This is a genomic window from Paraburkholderia sp. PAMB 6770, assembly GCF_057748135.1.
The window spans coordinates 83,544-106,568 of record NZ_CM173238.1; the positions used below are offsets into that span (position 1 = coordinate 83,544).

The 23,025-nt window shown below is 67.7% G+C and carries 27 protein-coding genes and 1 riboswitch; of the genes, 24 read left to right on the forward strand and 3 right to left on the reverse strand.

Going from position 1 to position 23,025, the window contains the following annotated elements; translation table 11 throughout:
• Window positions 1–68 precede the first annotated feature (68 nt).
• The 3 genes from AC3AP7_RS00445 to AC3AP7_RS00455 all read right to left on the reverse strand — a co-directional run bounded on the left by AC3AP7_RS00445 (window position 69) and on the right by AC3AP7_RS00455 (window position 3,296).
• On the reverse strand, window positions 69–578 hold the full coding sequence (locus tag AC3AP7_RS00445) for a hypothetical protein (RefSeq protein WP_475766702.1): 510 nt from the start codon (window positions 576–578) through the stop codon (window positions 69–71).
• Between the two features lie 214 nt (window positions 579–792).
• Window positions 793–1,566, reverse strand: a complete 774-nt coding sequence (locus tag AC3AP7_RS00450) for an SDR family NAD(P)-dependent oxidoreductase (RefSeq protein ID WP_475766700.1) — start codon at window positions 1,564–1,566, stop codon at window positions 793–795.
• Entirely contained in the window at window positions 1,563–3,296 is a 1,734-nt protein-coding gene (locus tag AC3AP7_RS00455) for an ABC transporter ATP-binding protein/permease (protein WP_475766698.1), read from the reverse strand. Before AC3AP7_RS00455 ends, AC3AP7_RS00450 begins: the two co-directional genes overlap by 4 nt.
• A gap of 333 nt (window positions 3,297–3,629) precedes the next feature.
• A riboswitch (TPP riboswitch) is annotated at window positions 3,630–3,741 on the forward strand.
• Between the two features lie 219 nt (window positions 3,742–3,960).
• Between AC3AP7_RS00455 and AC3AP7_RS00460 the strand changes: the two genes are divergently transcribed.
• From AC3AP7_RS00460 to AC3AP7_RS00575, 24 genes are all read left to right on the forward strand, one after another.
• Window positions 3,961–5,109, forward strand: coding sequence for an FAD-dependent oxidoreductase (locus tag AC3AP7_RS00460; RefSeq protein ID WP_475766696.1), 1,149 nt, complete (start codon window positions 3,961–3,963; stop codon window positions 5,107–5,109).
• Window positions 5,110–5,198: 89 nt separating this feature from the next.
• Window positions 5,199–5,396, forward strand: coding sequence for a sulfur carrier protein ThiS (gene thiS, locus AC3AP7_RS00465; RefSeq protein ID WP_475766694.1), 198 nt, complete (start codon window positions 5,199–5,201; stop codon window positions 5,394–5,396).
• 48 nt (window positions 5,397–5,444) lie between these two features.
• Window positions 5,445–6,260, forward strand: a complete 816-nt coding sequence (locus tag AC3AP7_RS00470; protein ID WP_475766692.1) for a thiazole synthase — start codon at window positions 5,445–5,447, stop codon at window positions 6,258–6,260.
• Complete coding sequence (thiE, locus tag AC3AP7_RS00475) at window positions 6,257–7,357, forward strand: thiamine phosphate synthase (RefSeq protein WP_475766690.1); 1,101 nt, start codon at window positions 6,257–6,259, stop codon at window positions 7,355–7,357. The genes AC3AP7_RS00470 and thiE overlap by 4 nt, the downstream gene beginning before the upstream one ends.
• Window positions 7,358–7,454: 97 nt before the next feature.
• On the forward strand, window positions 7,455–8,276 hold the full coding sequence (locus tag AC3AP7_RS00480; RefSeq protein ID WP_475766688.1) for an ABC transporter ATP-binding protein: 822 nt from the start codon (window positions 7,455–7,457) through the stop codon (window positions 8,274–8,276).
• Window positions 8,277–8,281: 5 nt separating this feature from the next.
• Window positions 8,282–9,049 (forward strand): lipid asymmetry maintenance ABC transporter permease subunit MlaE, encoded by a 768-nt coding sequence (gene mlaE, locus AC3AP7_RS00485; RefSeq protein ID WP_475767860.1) that lies wholly within the window; start codon window positions 8,282–8,284, stop codon window positions 9,047–9,049.
• 70 nt (window positions 9,050–9,119) lie between these two features.
• Complete coding sequence (gene mlaD / locus AC3AP7_RS00490) at window positions 9,120–9,644, forward strand: outer membrane lipid asymmetry maintenance protein MlaD (RefSeq protein ID WP_475766686.1); 525 nt, start codon at window positions 9,120–9,122, stop codon at window positions 9,642–9,644.
• Between the two features lie 10 nt (window positions 9,645–9,654).
• A complete protein-coding gene (locus AC3AP7_RS00495) occupies window positions 9,655–10,659 on the forward strand; it encodes an MlaA family lipoprotein (protein ID WP_475766684.1) in 1,005 nt (334 codons plus the stop codon).
• A gap of 116 nt (window positions 10,660–10,775) precedes the next feature.
• Window positions 10,776–11,405 carry an MlaC/ttg2D family ABC transporter substrate-binding protein gene (locus tag AC3AP7_RS00500; RefSeq protein ID WP_475766682.1) on the forward strand — a complete coding sequence of 210 codons (630 nt, stop codon included), beginning with the start codon at window positions 10,776–10,778 and terminating at the stop codon, window positions 11,403–11,405.
• The gene (locus AC3AP7_RS00505) at window positions 11,402–11,698 is read left to right on the forward strand and encodes an STAS domain-containing protein (protein WP_475766680.1); all 297 of its coding nucleotides are present in this window, start codon (window positions 11,402–11,404) and stop codon (window positions 11,696–11,698) included. Before AC3AP7_RS00500 ends, AC3AP7_RS00505 begins: the two co-directional genes overlap by 4 nt.
• A gap of 191 nt (window positions 11,699–11,889) precedes the next feature.
• On the forward strand, window positions 11,890–12,822 hold the full coding sequence (locus tag AC3AP7_RS00510) for an ABC transporter ATP-binding protein (RefSeq protein ID WP_475766677.1): 933 nt from the start codon (window positions 11,890–11,892) through the stop codon (window positions 12,820–12,822).
• Entirely contained in the window at window positions 12,819–13,574 is a 756-nt protein-coding gene (locus tag AC3AP7_RS00515; RefSeq protein ID WP_475766674.1) for an ABC transporter permease, read from the forward strand. Before AC3AP7_RS00510 ends, AC3AP7_RS00515 begins: the two co-directional genes overlap by 4 nt.
• Before the next feature lie 14 nt (window positions 13,575–13,588).
• Window positions 13,589–13,828 (forward strand): BolA family protein, encoded by a 240-nt coding sequence (locus tag AC3AP7_RS00520; RefSeq protein WP_475766672.1) that lies wholly within the window; start codon window positions 13,589–13,591, stop codon window positions 13,826–13,828.
• Window positions 13,829–13,939: 111 nt separating this feature from the next.
• Window positions 13,940–15,202, forward strand: coding sequence for a UDP-N-acetylglucosamine 1-carboxyvinyltransferase (gene murA / locus AC3AP7_RS00525; RefSeq protein WP_475766670.1), 1,263 nt, complete (start codon window positions 13,940–13,942; stop codon window positions 15,200–15,202).
• Window positions 15,199–15,897: an ATP phosphoribosyltransferase gene (hisG, locus tag AC3AP7_RS00530; protein ID WP_475766668.1), complete on the forward strand. Its 699-nt coding sequence runs from the start codon at window positions 15,199–15,201 to the stop codon at window positions 15,895–15,897. The genes murA and hisG overlap by 4 nt, the downstream gene beginning before the upstream one ends.
• A gap of 49 nt (window positions 15,898–15,946) precedes the next feature.
• A complete protein-coding gene (gene hisD, locus AC3AP7_RS00535; RefSeq protein WP_475766666.1) occupies window positions 15,947–17,269 on the forward strand; it encodes a histidinol dehydrogenase in 1,323 nt (440 codons plus the stop codon).
• Between the two features lie 113 nt (window positions 17,270–17,382).
• Complete coding sequence (gene hisC, locus AC3AP7_RS00540; protein WP_475766664.1) at window positions 17,383–18,453, forward strand: histidinol-phosphate transaminase; 1,071 nt, start codon at window positions 17,383–17,385, stop codon at window positions 18,451–18,453.
• Between the two features lie 65 nt (window positions 18,454–18,518).
• Window positions 18,519–19,106 (forward strand): imidazoleglycerol-phosphate dehydratase HisB, encoded by a 588-nt coding sequence (gene hisB / locus AC3AP7_RS00545; protein WP_475766662.1) that lies wholly within the window; start codon window positions 18,519–18,521, stop codon window positions 19,104–19,106.
• Between the two features lie 44 nt (window positions 19,107–19,150).
• Window positions 19,151–19,771: a MarC family protein gene (locus tag AC3AP7_RS00550; RefSeq protein WP_475766660.1), complete on the forward strand. Its 621-nt coding sequence runs from the start codon at window positions 19,151–19,153 to the stop codon at window positions 19,769–19,771.
• Complete coding sequence (gene hisH, locus AC3AP7_RS00555; protein WP_475766658.1) at window positions 19,768–20,409, forward strand: imidazole glycerol phosphate synthase subunit HisH; 642 nt, start codon at window positions 19,768–19,770, stop codon at window positions 20,407–20,409. The genes AC3AP7_RS00550 and hisH overlap by 4 nt, the downstream gene beginning before the upstream one ends.
• 161 nt (window positions 20,410–20,570) lie before the next feature.
• The gene (gene hisA, locus AC3AP7_RS00560; RefSeq protein WP_475766656.1) at window positions 20,571–21,323 is read left to right on the forward strand and encodes a 1-(5-phosphoribosyl)-5-[(5-phosphoribosylamino)methylideneamino]imidazole-4-carboxamide isomerase; all 753 of its coding nucleotides are present in this window, start codon (window positions 20,571–20,573) and stop codon (window positions 21,321–21,323) included.
• 135 nt (window positions 21,324–21,458) lie between these two features.
• Window positions 21,459–22,232, forward strand: a complete 774-nt coding sequence (gene hisF / locus AC3AP7_RS00565; RefSeq protein ID WP_475766653.1) for an imidazole glycerol phosphate synthase subunit HisF — start codon at window positions 21,459–21,461, stop codon at window positions 22,230–22,232.
• Window position 22,233: 1 nt separating this feature from the next.
• Complete coding sequence (hisI, locus tag AC3AP7_RS00570; RefSeq protein ID WP_475766651.1) at window positions 22,234–22,644, forward strand: phosphoribosyl-AMP cyclohydrolase; 411 nt, start codon at window positions 22,234–22,236, stop codon at window positions 22,642–22,644.
• Window positions 22,645–22,649: 5 nt separating this feature from the next.
• A complete protein-coding gene (locus AC3AP7_RS00575) occupies window positions 22,650–23,015 on the forward strand; it encodes a phosphoribosyl-ATP diphosphatase (protein WP_475766649.1) in 366 nt (121 codons plus the stop codon).
• The last annotated feature ends 10 nt before the right edge of the window (window positions 23,016–23,025 follow it).

Genomic DNA, 23,025 nt, shown 5'->3' on the forward strand with positions numbered 1-23,025 from the left:
CGGGCGCGTGCGACGGTGCGGTGCGGGGCGGGGGCATCGGGGTGCGAAGCGCGCACGGAATGCGCGGCTTAGCGCGTCACGAGCAGGCGCAACTCGTGCGTGCCGACCACGCTGGCCGTCACGCTGACGCGGCGCGCATCTGCGGTCGTCACGACGAAGTGCTGGCGCGTCGGCGTATTCAGATCGTGCACGTCCTTCGAGAAGCATGCGGCGATGTCGGCGCCAAGCTCTTCGAGCGGATCGTTGACGACACCGTCGGGGCCCCAGTGCGCCTGCCAGTGGCAGTCGTATGCATGCGCGCTCGCGCGGCAGTCGTCCGCGCGCGCGACGCCGGGCGGCAGCGCGGCGGGCTCGTCGCGCAGTTGCGTGAAGCTTGTCGCATCGACGATATGCGTGAGCGCGGGGCAGACGTTCGCGGGCCCGGCCGAGGGCGCGCGCGGCGCGGCCTCGACGCCCGCCGACAGCAGCAGCGCCGCCGCGCCGGCGACGAGCGCGGGTGTCGCGCAGGCGTTCAGCAGCGCGCGGCTCGTCCGCGCGAAGCGCTGGGTCAGGGAGGGAAGGCGTGGATCGTATGACATGGCGGGAAGTCCGGTAACGATGAAGGGCTCGCGGACGCGACCGTCGCCGCACCGCATGTCAATCGTCGCGCGGGATGCGTGCGTTCAAAGCGGCGAACAGCCCGAAGGCTTCGCGACTGCTTTCGAGGTATTGCCGGAAATTTCGGGAAGTTGCCGCGCGCGGCGCACATCGGGGCGCGCGTGACGCGCGAACAGACATGACGCGCGGACAGACTCAGCCGAGCGTGAGGCCGCCGTCGACGTGGATCACCTGGCCGGTGATATGGCGTGCTTCGTCGGACAGCAGGAACGCGATCAGCGCGGCGACGTCATCCGGTTCGGCGATGCGGCCGAGCGGCGTGCGTTCGGCGGCGTGCTGCCATGCCGCGGCGTTTTCGGGCCGCGGGCCGTGGTCCTTGCGCGTATAGCCCGGCGCGACGCAGTTCACGGTGACGCGCTGCGGCGCCAGCTCGGCGGCCGCGGTCTTCATCAGCGATTCGAGCGCGGCCTTGGCCGCGGCGGTGGCGGCGAACGGCGTGTCGGCCCGGTAGCGATGCGCGACGAACGAACTGAGCGCAACGATGCGGCCGCGCGCCGAGGTCGACAGCGCGGGGGCCGCGTGGCGCGCAAGCGCGGCGAACGCGGCGGGCATTGCGGCGAATGCTTCGTTGAGCGCGTCGGCGTCGAGCGCGCCGAGCGCGCTGCGTTGCGCGAAGCCCGCATTGGCGACCAGCTGGTCGAGCGCGCCGTAATGCGCGAGGGTCTCGCTCACGAGGAACGCGGGCGCGCCGGGTTCGGCGAGGTCGGCGGTCAGCGTGGCGCAGTCGGCGCCCCGTGCGGCGCAGTCGGCGGCGACGGCTGCGAGGCGCGCGCAGGCGCTTTCCTCGGCGCCGCGCGCGTGCAGCATCAGCGCGGTTCCCGGTGCGGCGAGACGCCGCGCGAGCGCTGCGCCGATGCCGGCCCCGGCGCCGGTCACCAGCACGACGCGCCTGCTTGCCGCGTCGCTCATGCGGCGGCGCGCTCGATTGCGCGTTCGATGAACAGCGTCTGCTCGTGGAACGCTTCGAGCGACTTGCGGTGCGCCACACTGACGATCGCGGTGTTGGGCAGATGCTCGATCAGCGCATGGTAGACGACGCTCTCGTTCTCGGGGTCGAGCGCGCTCGTCGCTTCGTCGAGGAACAGGAAGTCGGGCTTTTGCAGCAGCGCGCGCGCCGCCGCGAGACGCTGCTGTTCGCCGGGCGACAGCGAGCGTTCCCAGTGCGCGGCTTCGCCCAGACGGTCGGCGAACTCCGAGAGGCGGCACAGCGCCAGCACTTCGCGACACGCGTCGTCGGAGAAGCTCGCGGCGTCGGACGGGTAGCACAGGGCGGCCTTCAGCGTGCCGATCGGCAGATAGCTGCGCTGCGGCACGAACAGCAGCTTCGCGCCGGCGGGCATCTCGATCGTGCCTTCGCCGAACGGCCAGAGGCCCGCGAGCGTGCGCATCAGCGTGCTCTTGCCGACACCTGACGGCCCGCGCACGAGCCAGTGCGATTTCGGCGCGATGCGCAGCGAACCGACGTTGGCCATCGGCTCGCCGTTCGGACGCATCAGCACGAGGTCGCGGACGTCGAGCGAATCGGTGTCGGTCAGGTGCACGTTGATGCCGCCGTGCGCGGTGCCTTCGGCGACCGACTCGCGCAGATGCTGCGCGCTCATCACGCGATGGAATTCGCGCAGACGGTTGACGGTTGCGCGCCAGGCGGCGAGCGTCCCGTAATTGTTGATGAACCAGGAGAACGAATCGCTGACGGTGCCGAATGCGCCGGTGACCTGCTGATAGACGCCGAACGAGATCGCCTTCGAGAAATATTTCGGCGCGGCCGCGATGTACGGGAACACGATCGCCAGCTGCGAATAGCTGATCACGACAATGTTGAAACGCCGCGTGAAGCGCATGATGAGGCGCCAGTTTTCGCGGATGTGGCCGAACACGCCGTTCAGGCCTTTTTCTTCCGAGCGCTCGCCCTGGTACAGCGCGATCTGGTCGGCGTTCTCGCGAATGCGGATCAGCGAGAAACGGAAGTCCGCCTCGACGCGCTGTTGCTGATAGTTGATCGACACCAGCGGATGGTTGACCTTGTGCGTGATCCACGAGCCGGCCGCCGCATAGATCAGCGCGACCCACACCATGTAGCCCGGCACCGTGACGGCGGTGCCGAACAGGTGGAACGACAGCGCGCCGGACAGGTTCCACAGGATCACGATGAACGAGAACAGCGTGACCGTGGTCGACAGCAATCCGAGCGACAGCGCGAGCGTCGTGCTCGCGAGATCCTGCAGATCGACGGAGACCCGCTGGTCCGGGTTGTCGGCGAGCGAGTCGCGCTCGATCCGGTAGAACGTGCGGTCGCCCAGCCAGTCGTGCAGATAGCGCTCGGTGAGCCACTGGCGCCAGCGGAATTCGAGCATCTGCCGGAAGTACGTGCGGTACGAGCCGAGCAGGATCAGCGCGAGCGCGATGATCGTGAACTGCAGCAGCGAATGCTTGAAGACCGGATAGTCGTACTGCTGGATCGCGTCGAAGAACGTGCGCTGCCAGTTGTTGAACCAGACGTTGGCCGCGACCATCGTCATGTTCATCGCGACCACGAGCGCGAGCAGCCCCCACGCTTTCCACTTGTCGTCGGACACCCAGTACGGCTTGATCAGCCCCCACGCGGTGATGTCCGACGGATTGCTCGATGTTCTGCTCATAGATGTCAGATGTCCTTTCTAACGTTCGGCGCGTGCGAGGATCCGCTGCGTCAACGGGGGTCTCGATGCACGGCGGTCTGCGCCCGGACGGCGCAGCCGGACGACGCTTCGGGCTGCGATTGTCCGTGCAGCGGCTTAATCCGGACTTAAACGCGGGACGGCTGCCGCAGCGCCGGCGGCCGCACCGGCAGCCGGGGCCGGCGCGGGCGTGGCCGTGCGCGGGGATGCGTGCATTGTGCCAGAGGCGCCCGCGTTGTCGCGCGTCGGCCAACGCGGCGCAATGCGGGGCGCCCCGGTTTGCGGGCGCCGCGTCTTTTGTGGTCTAATCGCTCATTGACGAAACAGGGGTGCTTTGCCTGCGGGTTGCACGTCGCGGCGAGGCTGAGAGAGACCCTTTGCACCCGATCCGGGTAATACCGGCGCGGGAAGTTTCAGGAAGTCGGCTATCTCCTCTTCCGCTGCTCCGCCGGCGGCGTGTGCGCCATACCATGCGCGGCATGCTGTTTCCGGCTGGTCTCGCCCGCCGGTTTCGTCCTTGGGTACGTGCATTTGTGCCGTACGGAAAGGATACGATGACCGCTTATTCCTCAGTGTATTGTTGTGCGATGCGCCGGCGCTCCGGCGGCCTCGCCTGTCCTCACGCGGCCGTGCAGGCGGTGCGCCGATGAACGCGCTCGCCCAGCCCGATTTCGCCGTCCTCGGCGGCGGCCTGTGCGGACGGCTGGTCGCTTGGCGGCTGGCCGGCGCGGGCCATCGCGTCGCGCTTTACGAGCGCGGCGACGCGGCCGGCTCGCAGTCGGCGGCATGGATTGCCGCCGCGATGCTCGCGCCGCTGGCCGAAGCCGCCAGCGCCGAATTGCTGCTGACGCGTCTTGGCGCCGCCTCGCTCGACACATGGCCGCGCATGCTCGCCGAGCTGCCCGAACCGGTGTTCTTTCAACGCAACGGCACGCTGGTCGTCTGGCACCATGCGGACCGCACCGAGGCGCCGCTGTTCGAGCGCCGCGTGCGGGCCAACGCGCCGGCCGAACTGCTGGACGGCGGATTCGTTCCGTTGACGGGCGCGCAGCTCGGCGCCGCCGAGCCCGCGCTCACGGGCCGCTTCGCGCAGGGCTGGCTGCTGCCGCACGAAGGGCAGCTCGATAACCGCCAGGTGCTCGCGGCGCTCGCCGCCGGCCTCGCCGAGCGGGGCGTCGCGACGCACTGGAACACGCCGGTGGACGACCAGGCGCTGCCGCGCGCCCGCGTGACCATCGACTGCCGCGGTCTCGGCGCAAAGGCGGTGTTGCCCACGTTGCGCGGTATTCGCGGCGAGGTGGCGCGCGTGCAGGCGCCGGGCATCGGGCTCACGCGTCCGGTGCGGCTGCTGCATCCGCGTTACCCGCTCTATATCGCGCCGAAACAGGACGATCTGTATGTGATCGGCGCGACCGAGGTCGAAGGCGAGGACATGTCGCCCGTCACCGTGCGCTCGGCGCTTGAACTGCTGAGCGCGGCGTTTTCGGTGCACCCCGGTTTTGGCGAGGCGCGCATACTGGAACTGAACTCGCAATGCCGCCCGACCCTGCCGGATCACCGTCCGGCGCTGGTCTGGGATGGCGCGCATACGCTGCGCGTGAACGGCCTGTACCGGCACGGCTACATGATCGCGCCGGAAGTCGCCGACGAAGCGGCGCGTTTTGCCGAGGCGCTGCTCGACGGCCGCGTCGCCGATGCCGACGCGTTCGCCCGCTGGCAGCACGATGCCCGCTGGAGCGAACTGTTCCGCTTCGCCGGGCGCGATGCGCCGGCGTGTGCCGGCTTGCCGGCATGACCTTGGCCCCCAATGCCGGCGCCGCTGCCGCGGATATCGCGAATGCCGCGAATGCGCAGCGCCCGGCCGACTGAAACGTACTGACGACCATGGACATTCGAATCAACCAGAAACCGGTGTCGCTGCCCGAGGGCGCGACTGTGGCCGATGCGCTCGCCGCGTTCGGCGCGCGTCCGCCGTTTGCGGTGGCGCTGAACGGCGACTTCGTCGCGCGTGCGCAGCATGCGGCGCGCGCGCTCCAGACCGGCGACCAGCTCGACGTCGTGCACCCGGTGGCCGGCGGCTGACGCACTGCCTGCTTCGCCGCGCTCCGTCCCCGATCCAAGGATTTCCCGATGACCGCCTCTCCCCCTGCCGACGCGCTCACGCTGTACGGCCAGACCTTCGCGAGCCGCGTGCTGCTCGGCACGTCGCGCTACCCTTCGCTGCAGTCGCTGGCGGATTCGATCGCCGCCGCCGGGCCCGGCATGCTTACCGTCGCACTGCGCAGGCAGATGAACGAAGGCGGTGCGGAAGCCGGCTTCTTCGATCTGCTCAAGCGCCACAATGTGCCGCTGCTGCCGAACACGGCGGGCTGCCAGAGCATCGCCGAAGCGGTGACCACCGCGCACATGGCGCGCGAAGTGTTCGAGACCGACTGGATCAAGCTCGAACTGATCGGCGACGACTACACGCTGCAGCCCGATCCGGTCGGCCTGATCGAGGCGGCCGGGCGGCTCGTGAAGGATGGCTTCAAGGTACTGCCGTATTGCACGGAGGATCTGGTGATCGGTCGCCGTTTGCTCGATGCAGGCTGCGAGGCATTGATGCCGTGGGGCGCGCCGATCGGCACCGGCAAGGGCGTGATCAATCCGTACGGTCTGCGGGTGCTGCGCGAGCGTCTGCCGGATGTGCCGCTGATCGTCGACGCGGGGCTCGGCTTGCCGTCGCACGCTGCGCAAGTGATGGAGTGGGGTTTCGACGGCGTGCTGCTGAACACGGCGGTGTCGCAGGCGACGCACCCGGATGCGATGGCGCGCGCGTTCGCGCTCGGCGTCGAGGCCGGCCGCAGCGCCTGGCTCGCCGGGCCGATGGCCGAGCGCGATACCGCGCACGCCAGCACGCCGGTGGTCGGCATGCCGTTCTGGCACCACGACGGAGGCGCCGCATGAGCGCGCCGCCGCCCGGATCCGGCCGCGAGCCGTTCTGGCCCCCCGCCGACGAATTGACGGAAGCCGCCGAGCGCATCCGCGCGCGCCTCGGCGACTGGCCGGCGCGCCACGCGCCTTGGCGCATCTGTCTGACCGCCCCGGACGAGCCGAATGGCGGCGACCTGATCGTGCTCGCCGATCTGCAGCCGCACCGCGAGCAACTGGCGCGCTGGCAGATCCGCGGCGCGGGCGTCATCGAAGCCGCCGACGGCCGCGCCACGCTGCATCTGGGCGGCGAGCGCTACCGGCTCGAAGGCTCGCTGGCGGAAGACTGGATCGCCGCGCTCGCGGCGTTTCTCGATTGCGGCTTCGCGCCGCACGACGCGCTCGTGCTGGCGCTTGCCTGGCGCGACGGCGACGAACGCCGCGCAGCCGACGCGTGGCCGTGCGATCTGGCGCGTTTTCCGCGCGTCGCCGGCCTGCCGGCGGCGCCCGTGCAGCCGTTCCCCGAGTGCCCGGCGCGCCTCGGGCTCTATCCGGTGCTGCCCGATGCGCAGTGGGTAGAGCGAGTGCTCGAACACGGCGTAAAGACAGTGCAGCTGCGCTGCAAAAGCACCGACACTCGCCTGCTCGGCGAGGAAATTGCACGCGCCGTCGCCGCCGGGCGCCGCCACGATGCGCGCGTCTTCATCAATGATCACTGGCAGCTTGCGCTCGACGCAGGCGCGTATGGCGTCCACCTCGGCCAGGAGGATCTGCCGCAGGCCGATCTCGCCGCGCTCGCGGCGGCCGGCGTGCGGCTCGGCCTGTCGACGCACGGTTACTACGAAATGCTGCTCGCGCTCCATTTCCGGCCGAGCTACATCGCATCCGGCGCCATTTTCCCGACCAGCGTCAAGGTCGTGCCGACCGAGCCCCAGGGCCTCGCGCGGCTCGCGCGCTACGTGCGGCTGCTCGAAGGCGTCGTGCCGCTCGTCGCGATCGGCGGCATCGACATGCAGGTGCTGCCGCAGGTGCTCGCCACCGGCGTCGGCAGCGCGGCGGTGGTGCGCGCGGTCACGGAGGCGGACGACCTCGCGAAGCGCCTTTCTGCATTGCAACAGGGGTTTACGCCATAATCTGCGGGTCCCTGTTTCCGGGACAGGGACGCGTGACGGCATCATTCACACGATGGCCCTATAATTCGGCCTTCTGTGTAAAAGGATCGTCAGCTTCGTGCCCACTGCCCCCGAGACCCTGCTTGAGCTTCGCGACGTCGACTTCGGCTACGGCGAGCGGCTCGTCCTCAGCCGTCTGAACCTGCGCTTCAAGCGGGGCCAGGTGGTGGCGGTCATGGGCGGTTCGGGCTGCGGCAAGACCACGGTGCTGCGGCTGGTCGGCGGCCTCGTGCGCGCGAGCCGCGGCCAGGTGCTGTTTCACGGCGAGGACCTCGGCGCGCAGACGCGCGACGGCCTCTATGCGCTGCGCCGCCGGATGGGCATGCTGTTCCAGTTCGGCGCGCTGTTTACCGACATGTCGGTGTTCGACAACGTCGCATTCGCGCTGCGCGAACACACGGACCTGCCCGACGAGCTGATTCGCGACCTCGTGCTGATGAAGCTCAACGCGGTCGGACTGCGCGGCGCGCGCGATCTCGCGCCGTCGGAGATCTCCGGCGGCATGGCGCGGCGCGTCGCGCTCGCGCGCGCCATTGCGCTCGATCCCGAGCTGATGATGTACGACGAGCCGTTTGCCGGCCTCGACCCGATTTCGCTCGGCATCACCGCGAACCTGATCCGCACGCTGAACCAGGCGCTCGGTGCGACGTCGATCCTCGTGACGCACGACGTGCCGGAGTCGTTCGCGATTGCCGATTACGTCTATTTTCTCGCCAACGGCGGCGTGCACGCCGAAGGCACCCCGGATGAGCTGCGCGCCTCGACCGATCCGACCGTGCGGCAGTTCATCGACGGCGCGCCGGACGGTCCGTTCCGGTTCCACTATCCGGGCAGCACGCCGCTTGCGGCGGATTTCGGTGTCGGCGGAGGCCACGCATGACGGGTGTGATCAGCATGATCGGCCGCTCGGTGATCGGCGGACTCCAGACGGCGGGCTATGCGACGCGGCTGTTCGTGCGCCTCGTGCTCGAATTCTTCCCGCTGCTGCGCCGGCCGCGCCTTGTCACGAAGCAGATTCACTTCGTCGGCAATTATTCGCTCGTGATCATCGCGGTGTCCGGGCTGTTCGTCGGCTTCGTGCTCGGTCTGCAGGGCTATAACACGCTGAACCGCTACGGCTCCGAGCAGGCGCTCGGGCTGCTCGTCGCGTTGTCGCTCGTGCGCGAACTCGGCCCGGTCGTGACCGCGCTGCTGTTCGCCGGGCGCGCCGGCACGTCGCTGACCGCCGAAATCGGCCTGATGAAAGCCGGCGAGCAGCTTACGGCAATGGAGATGATGGCGGTCGACCCGGTCCGGGTCGTGATCGCGCCGCGCATGTGGGCGGGCATCATCGCCATGCCGATTCTCGCGGCGATCTTCAGCGCGGTGGGGATCATCGGCGGCTACGTGGTCGGCGTCCTGCTGATCGGCGTCGACGCGGGCGCGTTCTGGTCGCAGATGCAAAGCGGCGTCGACGTGTGGGCGGACGTCGGCAACGGCGTGGTCAAGAGCATCGTGTTCGGCTTCGCGGTGACGTTCATTGCGCTTTACCAGGGCTACGAGGCGCGGCCCACGCCGGAGGGCGTGTCGCGCGCGACCACGAAGACGGTCGTGTACGGCTCGCTCGCGGTGCTCGGGCTCGATTTCCTGCTGACCGCGCTGATGTTCAGCTAAACGCGGCGCGATCCTCCCGGCATGCGGATGCCGGCAACGTATCCGGGTCGCGCAACGGATTCTCTTTGGGATGACGATGAAAAAGACTGTTCTCGACTTCTGGGTCGGCCTGTTCGTGGTGCTGGGCTTCGCGGCGCTGCTGTTTCTGGCGCTGAAGGCCGGCAACATGAGTTCGTTGTCGTTTCAGGCCACCTATCCGGTCAAACTCACGTTCGACAACATTGGCGGCCTGAAGCCGCGCGCGCCGGTGAAAAGCGCGGGCGTGACCGTCGGCCGGGTCGCGTCGATCGGCTTCGACACGAATACCTACCAGGCGGTCGTGACGATCGACATCGACAAGCAATACCTGTTTCCGAAAGACTCGTCGGCGAAAATCCTGACCGCGGGGCTGCTCGGCGAGCAGTACATCGGCCTCGAACCGGGCGGCGACACGCAGATGCTGAAGGCCGGCGACACGATCACGATGACCCAGTCGGCCATCGTGCTCGAAAACCTGATCGGCCAGTTCCTCTACAACAAGGCGGCGGATTCGGGCGCGGCGAAGGCGCCGGCAGCCGCGCCGGCGTCGGCTGCCCCGGCCGCTCCGGCCCAATAAGGAGAACCCCATGCAGACCCTGCGCACTGGCGTGACGGCGCTTGCGGCCGCGGCGACGCTGGCGGGCTGTGCCACCGTCAAGACCCCGACGAAGGGCGACCCGCTCGAGGGCCTGAACCGCACCATCTTCACGTTCAACGACAAGGTCGACCGCTACGCGCTGAAGCCGGTCGCGCAAGGCTACGTGAAGATTACCCCGCAGCCGGTCCGCGAAAGCGTGACCAATTTCTTCTCGAACATCGGCGACCTCTACGTCGCGGCGAACAACCTGCTGCAGCTGAAGATCACCGATGGCGTCGAGGACATCATGCGGATCGCCATCAACACGACGTTCGGCGTGGGCGGCCTGTTCGACGTGGCGACGCTCGCGAAGCTGCCGAAGCACGACAACGACCTGGGGCTCACGCTCGGGCACTATGGCGTGCCGGCGGGGCCGTATCTGGTGCTGCCGTTCTTCGGGCCGAGCACCGTGCGCGACGCGACCGGCTCGCTCGGCGCATACTTCGTGAATCCGCTTTCGTACGTGCGTCCGAACGGACTGAGCTGGGCGCTGTACGGCGTGAACCTCGTCAATACGCGCGCCAACCTGCTCGGTGCGACCAATCTGCTGGCCGGCGCTGCGCTCGACCCGTATTCGTTCGTGCGCAATGCCTATCTGCAGCGGCGCCAGTACCTGCTGTCGGAAGGCAAGAGCAGCAGCGCGGCGTTGCCGGACTACGGCGAGCCGTTGCCGAATTACGGCAACCCGGAGCAGGGCGGCGAGGCGGCCGCGCCGGCCGGCGCGTCTTCGCCCGCTTCCGCTGCGCCCCAGCCCGGCGCGTCCGCCGAGGCACCGGCTGGCGCGTCCGCGCCGACGGCCGCGAGCGGGGCGCAGACGCAGGCACCGGCACCGGCCTCCGGCGCGGCGCAGAGCACACCGGCGAGCAGTGCGAACGGGGCGTCGGGCACGTCCGAGGTTCCGGGCGACCGGTTCGTGCCGCCACGCGTGAATTTCCCGTCACTGAGACTGCCGTGACGGGCTGTCAGTAACATGCCGATACGTATGTGTCGGTTTGTGCATGGATGGCGGATGAACTCGCATGCTATTGTCCCCGTCCAACGCGTTGCACAACATTTTTTGTCGGGCTCGATATGAAAAAATATTTTCTGTTTGCGGCATTCGCCGCGTTGATTTCGTTTGTTAACGGTGCATCCGCGCAAACTGTGGACACCAGCTCGCCGGACGTGCTGATCAAGACCGTCACCCAGCAGGTGATCGACGCGGTGCGCAGCGACAAGTCGATCCAGCAGGGCGACATCAGCCACATCACGCAGCTCGTCAACCAGAAGATCCTGCCGTACACCGACTTCCGCCGCACCACCCAGCTGGCGATGGGCCGCTACTGGCGTACCGCGACGCCGCAGCAGCAGAGCGCAGTGGCCGAGCAGTTCAAGATGCTGCTGATCCGCACGTATTCGGGTGCGCTCGCGCAGGTGCGCAACCAGCAGATCGAGTACAAGCCGTTTCGCATGGATCCGGACGCGACCGACGCCGTGGTGCGCTCCGTCGTGATGAACAACGGCTCGCCGGTCGAGCTCGACTATCGGCTGTACAAGACGCCGCAAGGCTGGCGCGTGTATGACATCAATGTGCTCGGCGCGTGGCTGATCCAGGCTTACCAGCAACAGTTCAGCGAGCAGATCCAGCAGCACGGCGTCGACGGGCTGATCCAGTTCCTCACGCAGCGCAACGAACAGCTCGCGGCGGGCAAGCAGTCGTGAGCAGCCCCGCCACCGGCGCGCAGGCAACGCGCTTCGAAACCGGCGCGTCGCTCACTCACGCGAGCGCGAAGGCCGCGCTCGAGGCCGGCCGGCGCCGGATCGCGGCCGGCGCCACCGCCGTCGACTGCGCGCCGCTCGCGCAGTTCGATTCGTCCGCGCTCGCGGTCCTGCTCGCCTGGCGGCGCGCAGCCCTCGCGCGCGGCGCGAACCTTGAAATCGTCAACCTGCCGGCGGGCCTTGCCAGTCTCGCCCGCGCGTACGGCGTCGACACGCTGCTGTCGGGCCGACATTGACGCGCCCATAGGGGCTGCAGGGCAGGCCCAAGCGGCGCGCGACACCCTCCGTCTCCTGCGGCGGCCCGGTCGGGGCCCCGCACTTTGCCCTATAATCAAACGTTTTTTGGGGTTTTCAACCGGCCCCAATTCCGTTCCCGTCAGCTTTTTGCGCATTTATCAGGCGCCGCCTCTCCGTGCGGCGCACCGTCATGCCAGCCATTGAAATTCGTAACGTCAAAAAGCGCTACAAGGATCTGCAGGCGCTCAAGGGCGTGAGCCTCACGATCGAAGAAGGCGAGTTTTTCGGGCTGCTCGGTCCGAACGGCGCGGGCAAGACGACGCTGATCAGTATCCTCGCCGGTCTTGCGCGCGCCGATGAAGGCAGCGTCGCGGTGCGCGGCCACGACGTCGTGGCCGACTTCCGTCAGGCGCGCCGGGCGCTCGGCGTCGTGCCGCAGGAACTCGTGTTCGATCCGTTTTTCACCGTGCGCGAAACCTTGCGCATCCAGTCGGGCTACTTCGGCCTGCGCCACAACGATGCGTGGATCGACGAGGTGATGGCCAACCTCGATCTGACCGAAAAAGCCGACGTCAACATGCGCGCGCTCTCGGGCGGCATGAAGCGCCGCGTGCTGGTCGCGCAGGCGCTCGTGCACCGGCCGCCGGTGATCGTGCTCGACGAACCGACCGCCGGCGTCGACGTCGAATTGCGCCAGACGCTGTGGAAATTCATCGCGCGGCTGAACCGCGAGGGCCATACGATCGTGCTGACCACGCACTATCTGGAGGAAGCCGAGTCGCTGTGCGACCGCATTGCGATGCTGCGTCGCGGCGAGGTGGTCGCGCTCGACCGCACGAGTACGCTGCTGCAGCGCTTCGCGGGCACGCAGCTGTTCGTGCGCTTCGCGCACGGCGTGCTGCCGGCGGAACTGCGGCCGCTCGAAGCGGAGGCCGGCGCGAGCGGCGGCAACGGCCGCCAGCATCTGCTGCGGCTGTCGAGCTACGACGAGGTCGAGCGCATCCTCGCGCTGTGCCGCACGGCCGGTTGCGCGTTCGAGGAAATCGAGGTGCGCAAGGCCGATCTCGAAGACGTGTTCGTCCAGATCATGAACGGTCCTGAAGTGATCGAGGGGCTCGCATGAGCGGTTTTCGCACGCTGTTTTACAAGGAAATCCTGCGTTTCTGGAAAGTCGCGTTCCAGACGGTGCTTGCCCCGGTGATCACCGCGCTGCTCTACCTGACGATCTTCGGCCACGCATTGCGCGGTCACGTGCAGGTGTATCCGGGGGTCGAATACACGAGCTTCCTGATTCCGGGGCTCGTGATGATGAGCGTGCTGCAGAATGCGTTCGCGAACAGTTCGTCGTCGCTGATCCAGTCAAAAATCACCGGCAACCTGGTGTTCGTGCTACTGCCGCCGCTGTCCCACTATGAGATGTACTTCGCGTATGTGCTCGCTTCGGTGGTGCGCGGCCTCGCGGTGGGCTGCGGCGTGTTCGTCGTGACCGTCTGGTTCGTGCCGCTGCGATTCGCCGCGCCGTTCGAGATCGTCGCGTTCGCGATGCTCGGCGCGGCGATTCTCGGCACGCTCGGGCTGATCGCCGGCATCTGGGCGGAGAAGTTCGACCAGCTTGCCGCGTTCCAGAATTTCCTGATCATGCCGCTCACGTTCCTGTCGGGCGTGTTCTATTCGACGCATACGCTGCCGCCCGTGTGGCGCGAAGTGTCGCGGCTCAACCCTTTCTTTTACATGATCGACGGCTTTCGCTACGGCTTTTTCGGCGCATCGGATATCGATCCGCTGGTGAGCCTCGCGATCGTCGCAGGTTTCTTCGTGGTGCTGGCCGCGGTGGCGATGCGCATGCTCGCCTGCGGCTACAAACTGCGTCACTGAGCAGGAGCAATTTCATGTTGCCGACTCCCGAACAGGTCAAGCAATACATCGCGGCAGGACTCGCCTGCGCGCATCTCGAGGTCGAAGGCGACGGCCAGCATTTCTTTGCGACCATCGTCTCGCCGAGCTTCGAGGGCAAGCGGCTGATCCAGCGGCATCAACTGGTCTACGCGGCGCTCGGCGAGCGCATGCGCGAAGAAATCCACGCGCTCAGCATGAAAACGCTGACGCCCGCCGAATGGCAAAACGCGTAATCTGGAACCTCAGTGCGAATTACACAAGACACGCGCGACGCCGGTAGCGGCGCCGCCACAGCGGGCCCGGGCGCCGCAGCGCCGGGCCGCACGGAGCAGGAACCGACAGGCATGGACAAACTCGTCATTGAAGGCGGTCAGCGGCTCGCCGGTGAGATCCGCGTTTCGGGCGCGAAGAACGCCGCGCTGCCGATCCTGTGCGCCGGCCTGCTGAGCGCCGACCCGGTCCATCTCGACAATGTGCCGGACCTGCAGGACGTGCGCACCACGTGCCGCCTGCTCGAACAGATGGGCGTGCGCATCGAGGCCGGCGGCGGGCGCGTCGCGCTCGACGCGTCGCGGGTCGGCAACCTCGTCGCCCCGTACGAACTCGTGAAGACGATGCGCGCGTCGATTCTCGTGCTCGGGCCGCTGCTCGCGCGCTTCGGCGAGGCGAAGGTGTCGCTGCCCGGCGGCTGCGCGATCGGCGCGCGGCCGGTCGACCAGCACATCAAGGGCCTGCAGGCGATGGGCGCCGAGATCGCGATCGAGCACGGCTTCATCGAGGCGCGCGCGAAGCGGCTCAAGGGCGCGCGCATCGTCACCGACATGATCACCGTCACCGGCACCGAAAACCTGCTGATGGCCGCCGTGCTTGCCGACGGCGAAACCGTGATCGAGAACGCCGCGCGCGAACCCGAAGTCGGCGATCTGGCGACGCTGCTCGTGCAGATGGGCGCGCGCATCGAAGGGATCGGCACCGACCGGCTGGTCGTGCAGGGCGTCGAGCGTCTGCACGGTGCGACGCACACGGTGATCCCGGACCGCATCGAGGCGGGCACGTTCCTGTGCGCGGTCGCGGCGGCGGGCGGCGACGTCGTGCTGCGCAACATCCGTCCGCTGATTCTCGAAGCGGTAACGGAGAAGCTGCGCGAAGCCGGCGTGACGGTCGAGGAAGGCGACGACTGGATGCGCGTGCGCATGCAGCGGCGCCCGCACGCGGTGAGCGTGCGCACGTCCGAGTATCCGGCGTTCCCCACCGACATGCAGGCGCAGTTCATGGCGCTGAACACGGTGGCGGAGGGCTCCGCGCAGGTGATCGAAACGATCTTCGAAAACCGCTTCATGCACGTGCAGGAGCTGAACCGGCTTGGCGCGAACATCACGATCGACGGCAACACGGCGCTCGTGAACGGCGTGGAGCGGCTGTCCGGCGCGAAGGTGATGGCGACCGACCTGCGCGCGTCCGCGAGCCTCGTGATCGCCGGGCTGTGCGCGCAGGGCGAGACGCAGGTCGACCGCATCTATCATCTTGACCGCGGCTACGACCGGATGGAGTCGAAGCTGACGGCGGTCGGCGCGCAGGTGCGCCGCATTTCGGGGAACGCAGCATGAGCGCGATACCGCAAACCTCGTCGTCGGGCGCGTCCGGCGCGCCGCTCACGCTCGCGCTGTCGAAAGGGCGCATCTTCGAGGAAACCGTGCCGCTGCTCGCCGCGGCGGGCGTGCAGGTCGCCGAGGACCCGGAAACCTCGCGCAAGCTGATCCTGCCCACCACGGATCCGAACCTGCGCGTGATCATCGTGCGGGCGACCGACGTGCCGACCTATGTCGAGTACGGCGCAGCCGATTTCGGCGTGGCTGGCAAGGACGTGCTGCTCGAACACGGCGGCGGCGGCCTGTACCAGCCGATCGATCTGGACATCGCGCGCTGCCGGATGTCGGTCGCGGTGAAGGCCGGCTTCGACTACGCGAGCGCGGTGCGCCAGGGCGCGCGTCTGCGCGTTGCGACCAAATACGTGGAAACCGCGCGCGAGCATTTTGCGGCGAAGGGCGTGCACGTCGACCTGATCAAGCTCTACGGTTCGATGGAACTCGCGCCGCTCGTCGGCCTTGCCGACGCGATCGTCGACCTCGTCAGCTCGGGCGGCACGCTGCGCGCGAACAATCTTGTCGAGGTCGAGGAGATCATGCAGATCTCGTCGCGCCTCGTCGTGAACCAGGCGGCGCTCAAGCTCAAGCGCGCCGCGCTGCGGCCTTTCCTCGACGCATTCGAGCGCGCGTCGCGGCGCGATGCCGCAGCCGCCTGACGGTGCCGGCGCGCGGCCCAGGGCGCGCCTCAACGAAACGGATATCAGCATGTCTATCAAGATTCGCACACTCGATTCCGCCGCTGCCGGTTTCCAGCCGGCGCTGCGCGCGGTGCTCGCGTTCGAGGCGAGCGAGGACGAGGCGATCGAGCGCGCGGTCGCGCAGATTCTCGGCGACGTGAAGGCGCGCGGCGATGCCGCGGTGCTCGAATACACGAACCGTTTCGACCGGCTCGCCGCGCGCAGCGTCGCCGCGCTCGAACTGCCGATGGCCGAACTCGAAGCCGCGCTCGAAGGCCTCGACCCGCGCCGCCGCGCGGCGCTCGAGGCAGCGGCCGCGCGCGTGCGCGGCTACCACGAGAAGCAGCGCATCGAGTGCGGCAGCCATAGCTGGCAATACACCGAGGCGGACGGCACGGTGCTCGGCCAGAAGGTGACGCCGCTCGATCGCGCCGGCATCTACGTGCCGGGCGGCAAGGCGGCGTATCCGTCGTCGGTGCTGATGAACGCGATTCCCGCGCGGGTGGCCGGCGTGCGCGAGATCGTGATGGTCGTGCCCACGCCGGACGGCACGAAGAATCCGCTCGTGCTGGCGGCGGCGCTGCTTGGCGGCGTCGATCGCGTGTTCACGATCGGCGGCGCACAGGCGGTGGCCGCGCTCGCCTACGGCACCGAAACGGTGCCCGCGGTCGACAAGATCTGCGGCCCCGGCAACGCGTATGTCGCGGCCGCGAAGCGCCGCGTGTTCGGCACGGTCGGCATCGACATGATCGCCGGGCCCTCCGAGATCCTCGTGCTGTGCGACGGCACCACCGATCCGCGCTGGGTCGCAATGGACCTGTTCTCGCAGGCCGAGCACGACGAACTCGCGCAGTCGATCCTGCTGTGTCCGGACGAGGCGTTCATCGGCCGCGTGCGCGAGGCCATCGACGAACTGCTGCCGGCGATGCCGCGCCGGGACGTGATTCGGGCGTCGCTCGAAGGGCGCGGCGCGCTGATCAAGGTGCGCGACATGACCGAAGCCTGCGCGATCGCCAACGACATCGCGCCGGAGCACCTCGAAATCTCCGCGCTGGAGCCGCATCAATGGGCGAGCCAGATCCGCCACGCGGGCGCGATGTTCCTCGGCCGCTATACGAGCGAGAGCCTCGGCGACTACTGCGCCGGCCCGAACCATGTGCTGCCAACGTCGCGTACCGCACGTTTCTCGTCGCCGCTCGGCGTCTATGATTTCTTCAAGCGTTCGAGCGTGATCGAAGTGAGCGCGGAAGGTGCGCAGACGCTCGGCGAGATCGCCGCGGAACTCGCCTATGGCGAAGGCCTGCAGGCGCACGCCCGCAGCGCGGAATTCCGCATGAAACAGACGGGCTGACGACGCGCGTCGCGCCGCCCGGCGGCCCGATACGCGAGTCCCCGACCCAACCCGGGCGGTGCGCGCACCGCCCCAGCAAGACCGGCGCCGGCAGCGGCCCGGTGCGCCGACCCATGACGAAACCTCAAGACATCATTCGCCCGGATGTCCTCGCAATGACGAGCTATCCGGTGCCGGACGCAACGGGCCTGCTGAAGCTCGACGCGATGGAAAACCCCTTCGCGCTGCCGGCGGCGCTCGCCGCCCGGCTCGGCGAGCGGCTCGCGGGCGTCGCGCTGAACCGCTATCCGGCGCCGCGGCCGCAGGCGCTCATCGACAAGCTCAAGCGCGTGATGCAGGTGCCCGCCGCCTGCGAGGTGCTGCTCGGCAACGGCTCGGACGAAATCATCAGCATGATCGCGATGGCGTGCGCGAAGCCGGGGGCCAAGGTGCTCGCGCCGGTGCCGGGTTTCGTCATGTATCAGATGTCGGCGAAGTTCGCGCATCTGGAGTTCGTCGGCGTGCCGCTCGCGGCCGATTTCACGCTCGATACCGACGCGATGCTCGCGGCGATCGACGAACACGAGCCAGCCGTCATTTACCTCGCCTATCCGAACAATCCGACAGGCACGCTGTTCGACGATGCGGACATCGAGCGTGTGATCGCCGCAGCGCAGCGCAGCCTCGTCGTGATCGACGAGGCGTACCAGCCGTTCGCGCAGCAAAGCTGGCTGCCGCGCGCCGACGCGTTCGACAACGTCGTCGTGATGCGCACGGTGTCCAAGCTCGGGCTCGCGGGCATCCGGCTCGGCTACCTGGCCGGGCGCGCGGCCTGGCTGACCGAGTTCGACAAGGTGCGCCCGCCGTACAACATCAACGTCCTCACGCAGGCCACCGCGGATTTCCTGCTCGATCACGTCGACGTGCTCGATGCCCAGGCCGCGCAGCTGCGCGACGAGCGCGCGAAGCTCGCGCAGGCGATCGGCCGGCTGCCGGGCGCCGAGGTATTCCCGAGCGCGGGCAATTTCCTGCTGGTGCGCGTGCCGGATGCGTCGGTGCTGTTCGAAACCTTGCTGATGGCCCGGGTATTGATCAAAAACGTGAGTAAAATGCATCCATTGCTGGAGAATTGCGTACGTCTGACGGTCGGTTCCCCTGAAGAGAACACGCAATTGCTCGCCGCGCTGCAACTGGTGCTGCGCTGAGGCGCGCGCCGCAGCCACGCTTTCCCCCCTTCATCAGAATGTCTAGTCAGATTCGAGGATTGACCATGCGCCAGGCGGAAGTCGTTCGCGATACGAGCGAAACGCAAATCCGTATCAAGATCAACCTGGACGGCACCGGCAAGCAGAAGCTTGCGACCGGTGTGCCGTTTCTCGATCACATGCTCGACCAGATCGCGCGGCATGGCCTGATCGATATGGATATCGAAGCGCATGGCGACCTGCATATCGACGATCATCATACGGTCGAAGACGTCGGCATCACGCTCGGCCAGGCGGTGGCGAAGGCGGTCGGCGACAAGAAGGGCATCCGCCGCTACGGGCATGCGTACGTTCCGCTCGACGAGGCGCTGTCGCGCGTCGTGATCGATTTTTCGGGCCGTCCGGGGCTCGAATTCCACGTGCCGTTCACGCGCGCGCGCATCGGCACGTTCGACGTCGACCTGTCGATCGAATTCTTCCGCGGCTTTGTGAACCATGCCGGCGTCACGCTTCATATCGACAACCTGCGCGGCCTGAACGCCCATCATCAGATGGAGACCGTGTTCAAGGCATTCGGCCGGGCGCTGCGCATGGCGGTCGAGCTGGACGAACGCGCGGCCGGCCAGATTCCGTCCACCAAGGGCACGCTGTAGGCAGGGCGAACCGGAGGGCACGCGGCACGCGCGCCCCGCTTGCGATGGATATCCTCAAGTCGTTCATCTCGCTGCTGGCGTTGATCAATCCGGTCGGCGCGATACCGTTCTTCATGAGCCTCACCGGGCAGCAATCCGACGCCGAGCGGCGCCGGACGATCCGGACCGCGGCGATCTCGGTGTTCTGCGTGATCGCGCTCACGGCGCTGCTCGGGCAGCAGATCATCGGGTTCTTCGGCATTTCGGTGGGGTCGCTGCAGGTCGGCGGCGGGATCATCATGCTGCTGATGGCCGTCAACATGCTGAATGCGCAGATCGGCAACAGCCGCGCAACGCCGGAAGAGCGCGACGAGGCCGAGCAGAAGGACAGCATCGCCGTGGTGCCGCTCGCGATTCCGCTGCTGACCGGGCCGGGCACCATCAGCACGGTGATCGTCTATGCGGCGGGCTCGCCGCACTGGTACGACCGCGCGGGGCTGATCGCGATCGGCGCGGTGCTGGCGGCGATCTGCTTCGGCGCGCTGCGGCTCGCGGAGCCGATCGCGCGCTGGGTCGGTCGCACCGGCATCAATATCGGCACGCGGCTCATGGGTTTGATGTTGTCGGCGCTGGCGGTGGAATTCATCGTCGACGGTCTGAAGGCGTTACTGCCTAACTTGAAATGAAAACTTCGATTGCGATTGTGGATTACGGAATGGGCAACCTGCGCTCGGTCGCCCAGGCGTTGAGGAAGGCGGCTCCGGAGGCGGACGTGGCGATCGTCGACGCGCCGCAGGCGATCCGCGCGGCGGATCGCGTCGTGCTGCCCGGCCAGGGCGCGATGCCCGACTGCATGCGCAGTCTCGCCGCGTCGGGCCTGCAGGAAGCGGTCATCGAAGCGTCGCGCAGCAAGCCGCTGATGGGCGTGTGCGTCGGCGAGCAGATGCTGTTCGACTGGAGCGCCGAAGGCGACACGCGCGGTCTCGGCCTGTTGCCCGGCAAGGTGGTGCGTTTCGAACTCGAAGGCCGGCTGCAGGACGACGGCTCGCGCTTCAAGGTGCCGCAAATGGGCTGGAACCGCGTGCGCCAGACGCAGCCGCATCCGCTGTGGGACGGCATCGCCGACGAAAGCTTTTTTTATTTCGTGCACAGTTACTACGTGGTGCCCGACAATCCCGCGCATACGGCGGGCGAGACCCTTTATGGCGTGCCCTTTACGTGCACGGTGGCGCGGGATAACATCTTCGCGACCCAATTTCACCCGGAAAAGAGCGCCGACGCGGGGTTGCGCGTATACCGCAACTTCGTTCACTGGAATCCGTGAACCTGCGCGCGCTCCGGCTTCGCATCGCCGGCGCGCGCTTCATCCCCGCCAGGCGCCTGAAAGAGTTGTACTAAACTAGCGGAACGGCGCGCCAGCAAGGCTACCCGCCGCGGCGGCGCCCGCAAACCCTAAACCCGATTCCCTGATAACACCCGATTGCTATGCTGCTGATTCCCGCCATCGACCTGAAAGATGGTCAATGTGTACGCCTGAAACAGGGCGACATGGACCAGGCGACGATTTTTTCCGAGGAACCGGCGGCCATGGCCCGGCATTGGGTCGACCGCGGCGCCCGGCGCCTGCATCTGGTCGACCTGAACGGCGCGTTCGCCGGCAAGCCGAAAAACGAGGATGCGATCCGCGCGATCATCCAGGAGGTCGGCGGCGAGGTGCCGGTGCAGCTGGGCGGCGGCATTCGCGACCTGAATACGATCGAGCGCTATCTGGACGACGGCTTGTCCTACGTGATCATCGGTACGGCCGCGGTGAAGAATCCGGGGTTTCTGCAGGACGCGTGCACCGCGTTCGGCGGCCACATCATCGTGGGCCTCGACGCGAAGGACGGCAAGGTCGCAACCGACGGCTGGAGCAAGCTCACCGGCCACGAAGTGGCCGATCTCGCGCGCAAGTTCGAGGATTACGGCTGCGAGGCGATCATCTACACGGACATCGGCCGCGACGGCATGCTGCAGGGTATCAACATCGACGCGACGGTGCGCCTCGCGCGCGCGGTGAAGATTCCGGTGATCGCGAGCGGCGGGCTGTCGAATATGGCCGATATCGAATCGCTGTGCGAGGTCGAGGTGGAAGGTATCGAAGGCGTGATCTGCGGCCGCGCGATCTACTCGGGCGACCTCGATTTTCAGGCCGCGCAGGCGCTCGCCGACAAACTGCGCGAATCCGACGACGCATGACGCGCTCATGGGGCGCCGTGTGCGCCGCAGCGCGCTCGCCCGGGCCGGCGCGCCCCGGGCAGAGCAACGCGCCGCCATCGCGCCGCCCCGCGCGCGGGCGGCCTTATCAGCGGTACTGGCAAGATTGGCAACATCATGGCTCTAGCTAAACGCATCATCCCCTGTCTCGACGTCACGGCCGGCCGCGTGGTGAAGGGCGTCAACTTCGTCGAACTGCGCGATGCGGGCGACCCGGTCGAGATCGCGCGCCGCTACGACGAGCAGGGCGCCGACGAGCTCACGTTCCTCGACATCACCGCAACGTCCGACCAGCGCGACCTGATCCTGCCGATCATCGAGGCGGTCGCGTCGCAGGTTTTCATTCCGCTCACGGTCGGCGGCGGCGTGCGCGCGGTCGAGGACGTGCGCCGTCTGCTGAACGCGGGGGCCGACAAGATCAGCATGAACTCGTCGGCGGTCGCGAATCCGCAGCTCGTGCGCGACGCGACGGACAAATACGGCTCGCAGTGCATCGTGGTCGCGATCGACGCCAAGCGCGTGTCGGCCAACGGCGAGCCGTCGCGCTGGGAAGTGTTCACGCATGGCGGGCGCAAGCCGACCGGGCTCGACGCAATCGAGTGGGCCCGCCGGATGGCGTCGCTGGGCGCGGGCGAAATCCTGCTCACCAGCATGGACCGCGACGGCACGAAAAGCGGCTTCGACCTCGCGCTCACGCGCGCGGTGTCGGACGCCGTGCCGGTGCCGGTGATCGCATCCGGCGGGGTCGGCTCGCTGCAGCATCTCGCGGACGGCATCACGTTGGGGCACGCGGACGCAGTGCTGGCCGCGAGCATCTTCCATTATGGCGAGCATACGGTCGGCGAAGCCAAGCGCTTCATGGCCGGCCAGGGCATTTCGGTGAGGGTGTGACGTGGTGAATCCGGCAGCCGTCGACTGGCTCGACAAGGTAAAGTGGGACGCGAGCGGCCTCGTGCCGGTGATCGCGCAGGAAGCAGCGAGCAACGACGTGCTGATGTTCGCATGGATGAACCGCGAGGCGCTGTCGAAGACGATCGAGACGGGACGCGCGGTGTACTTCTCGCGCTCGCGCCAGCGCCTGTGGTTCAAGGGCGAGGAGTCCGGCCACGTGCAGCACGTGCACGAAGTGCGCCTCGACTGCGACGAGGACGTCGTGCTGCTCAAGGTCGAGCAGGTCTCGGGCATCGCGTGCCACACCGGCCGCCATTCCTGCTTTTTCCAGAAATTCGAAGGCACCGTCGACGACGGCCGTTGGGTCGCGGTGGATCCGGTGCTGAAAGACCCCGAACACATCTACAAATGAGCGCCATGTCGGACACCACGCAGGACACGCTGCTGCGCCTCGCAGCCGTTATCGACAGCCGCAAGGGCGGCGATCCGGACGTCTCGTACGTGTCGCGCCTGTTCCACAAGGGCGACGACGCGGTGCTCAAGAAGATCGGCGAAGAGGCGACCGAAGTCGTGCTGGCCGCCAAGGACGTCCGCCAGGGCGGCGCGCCGTCCGCGCTGGTCGGCGAAGTGGCCGATCTCTGGTTTCACTGCCTCGTCATGTTGTCGCATTTCGATCTGGGCCCGGCGGATGTGCTGAGCGAGCTCGAACGGCGCGAGGGTCTGTCGGGCATCGAGGAAAAGGCGCTGCGCAAGAGCCGCGAGCGCGAGCAGAACGGCGATTGACCGCCGCGCG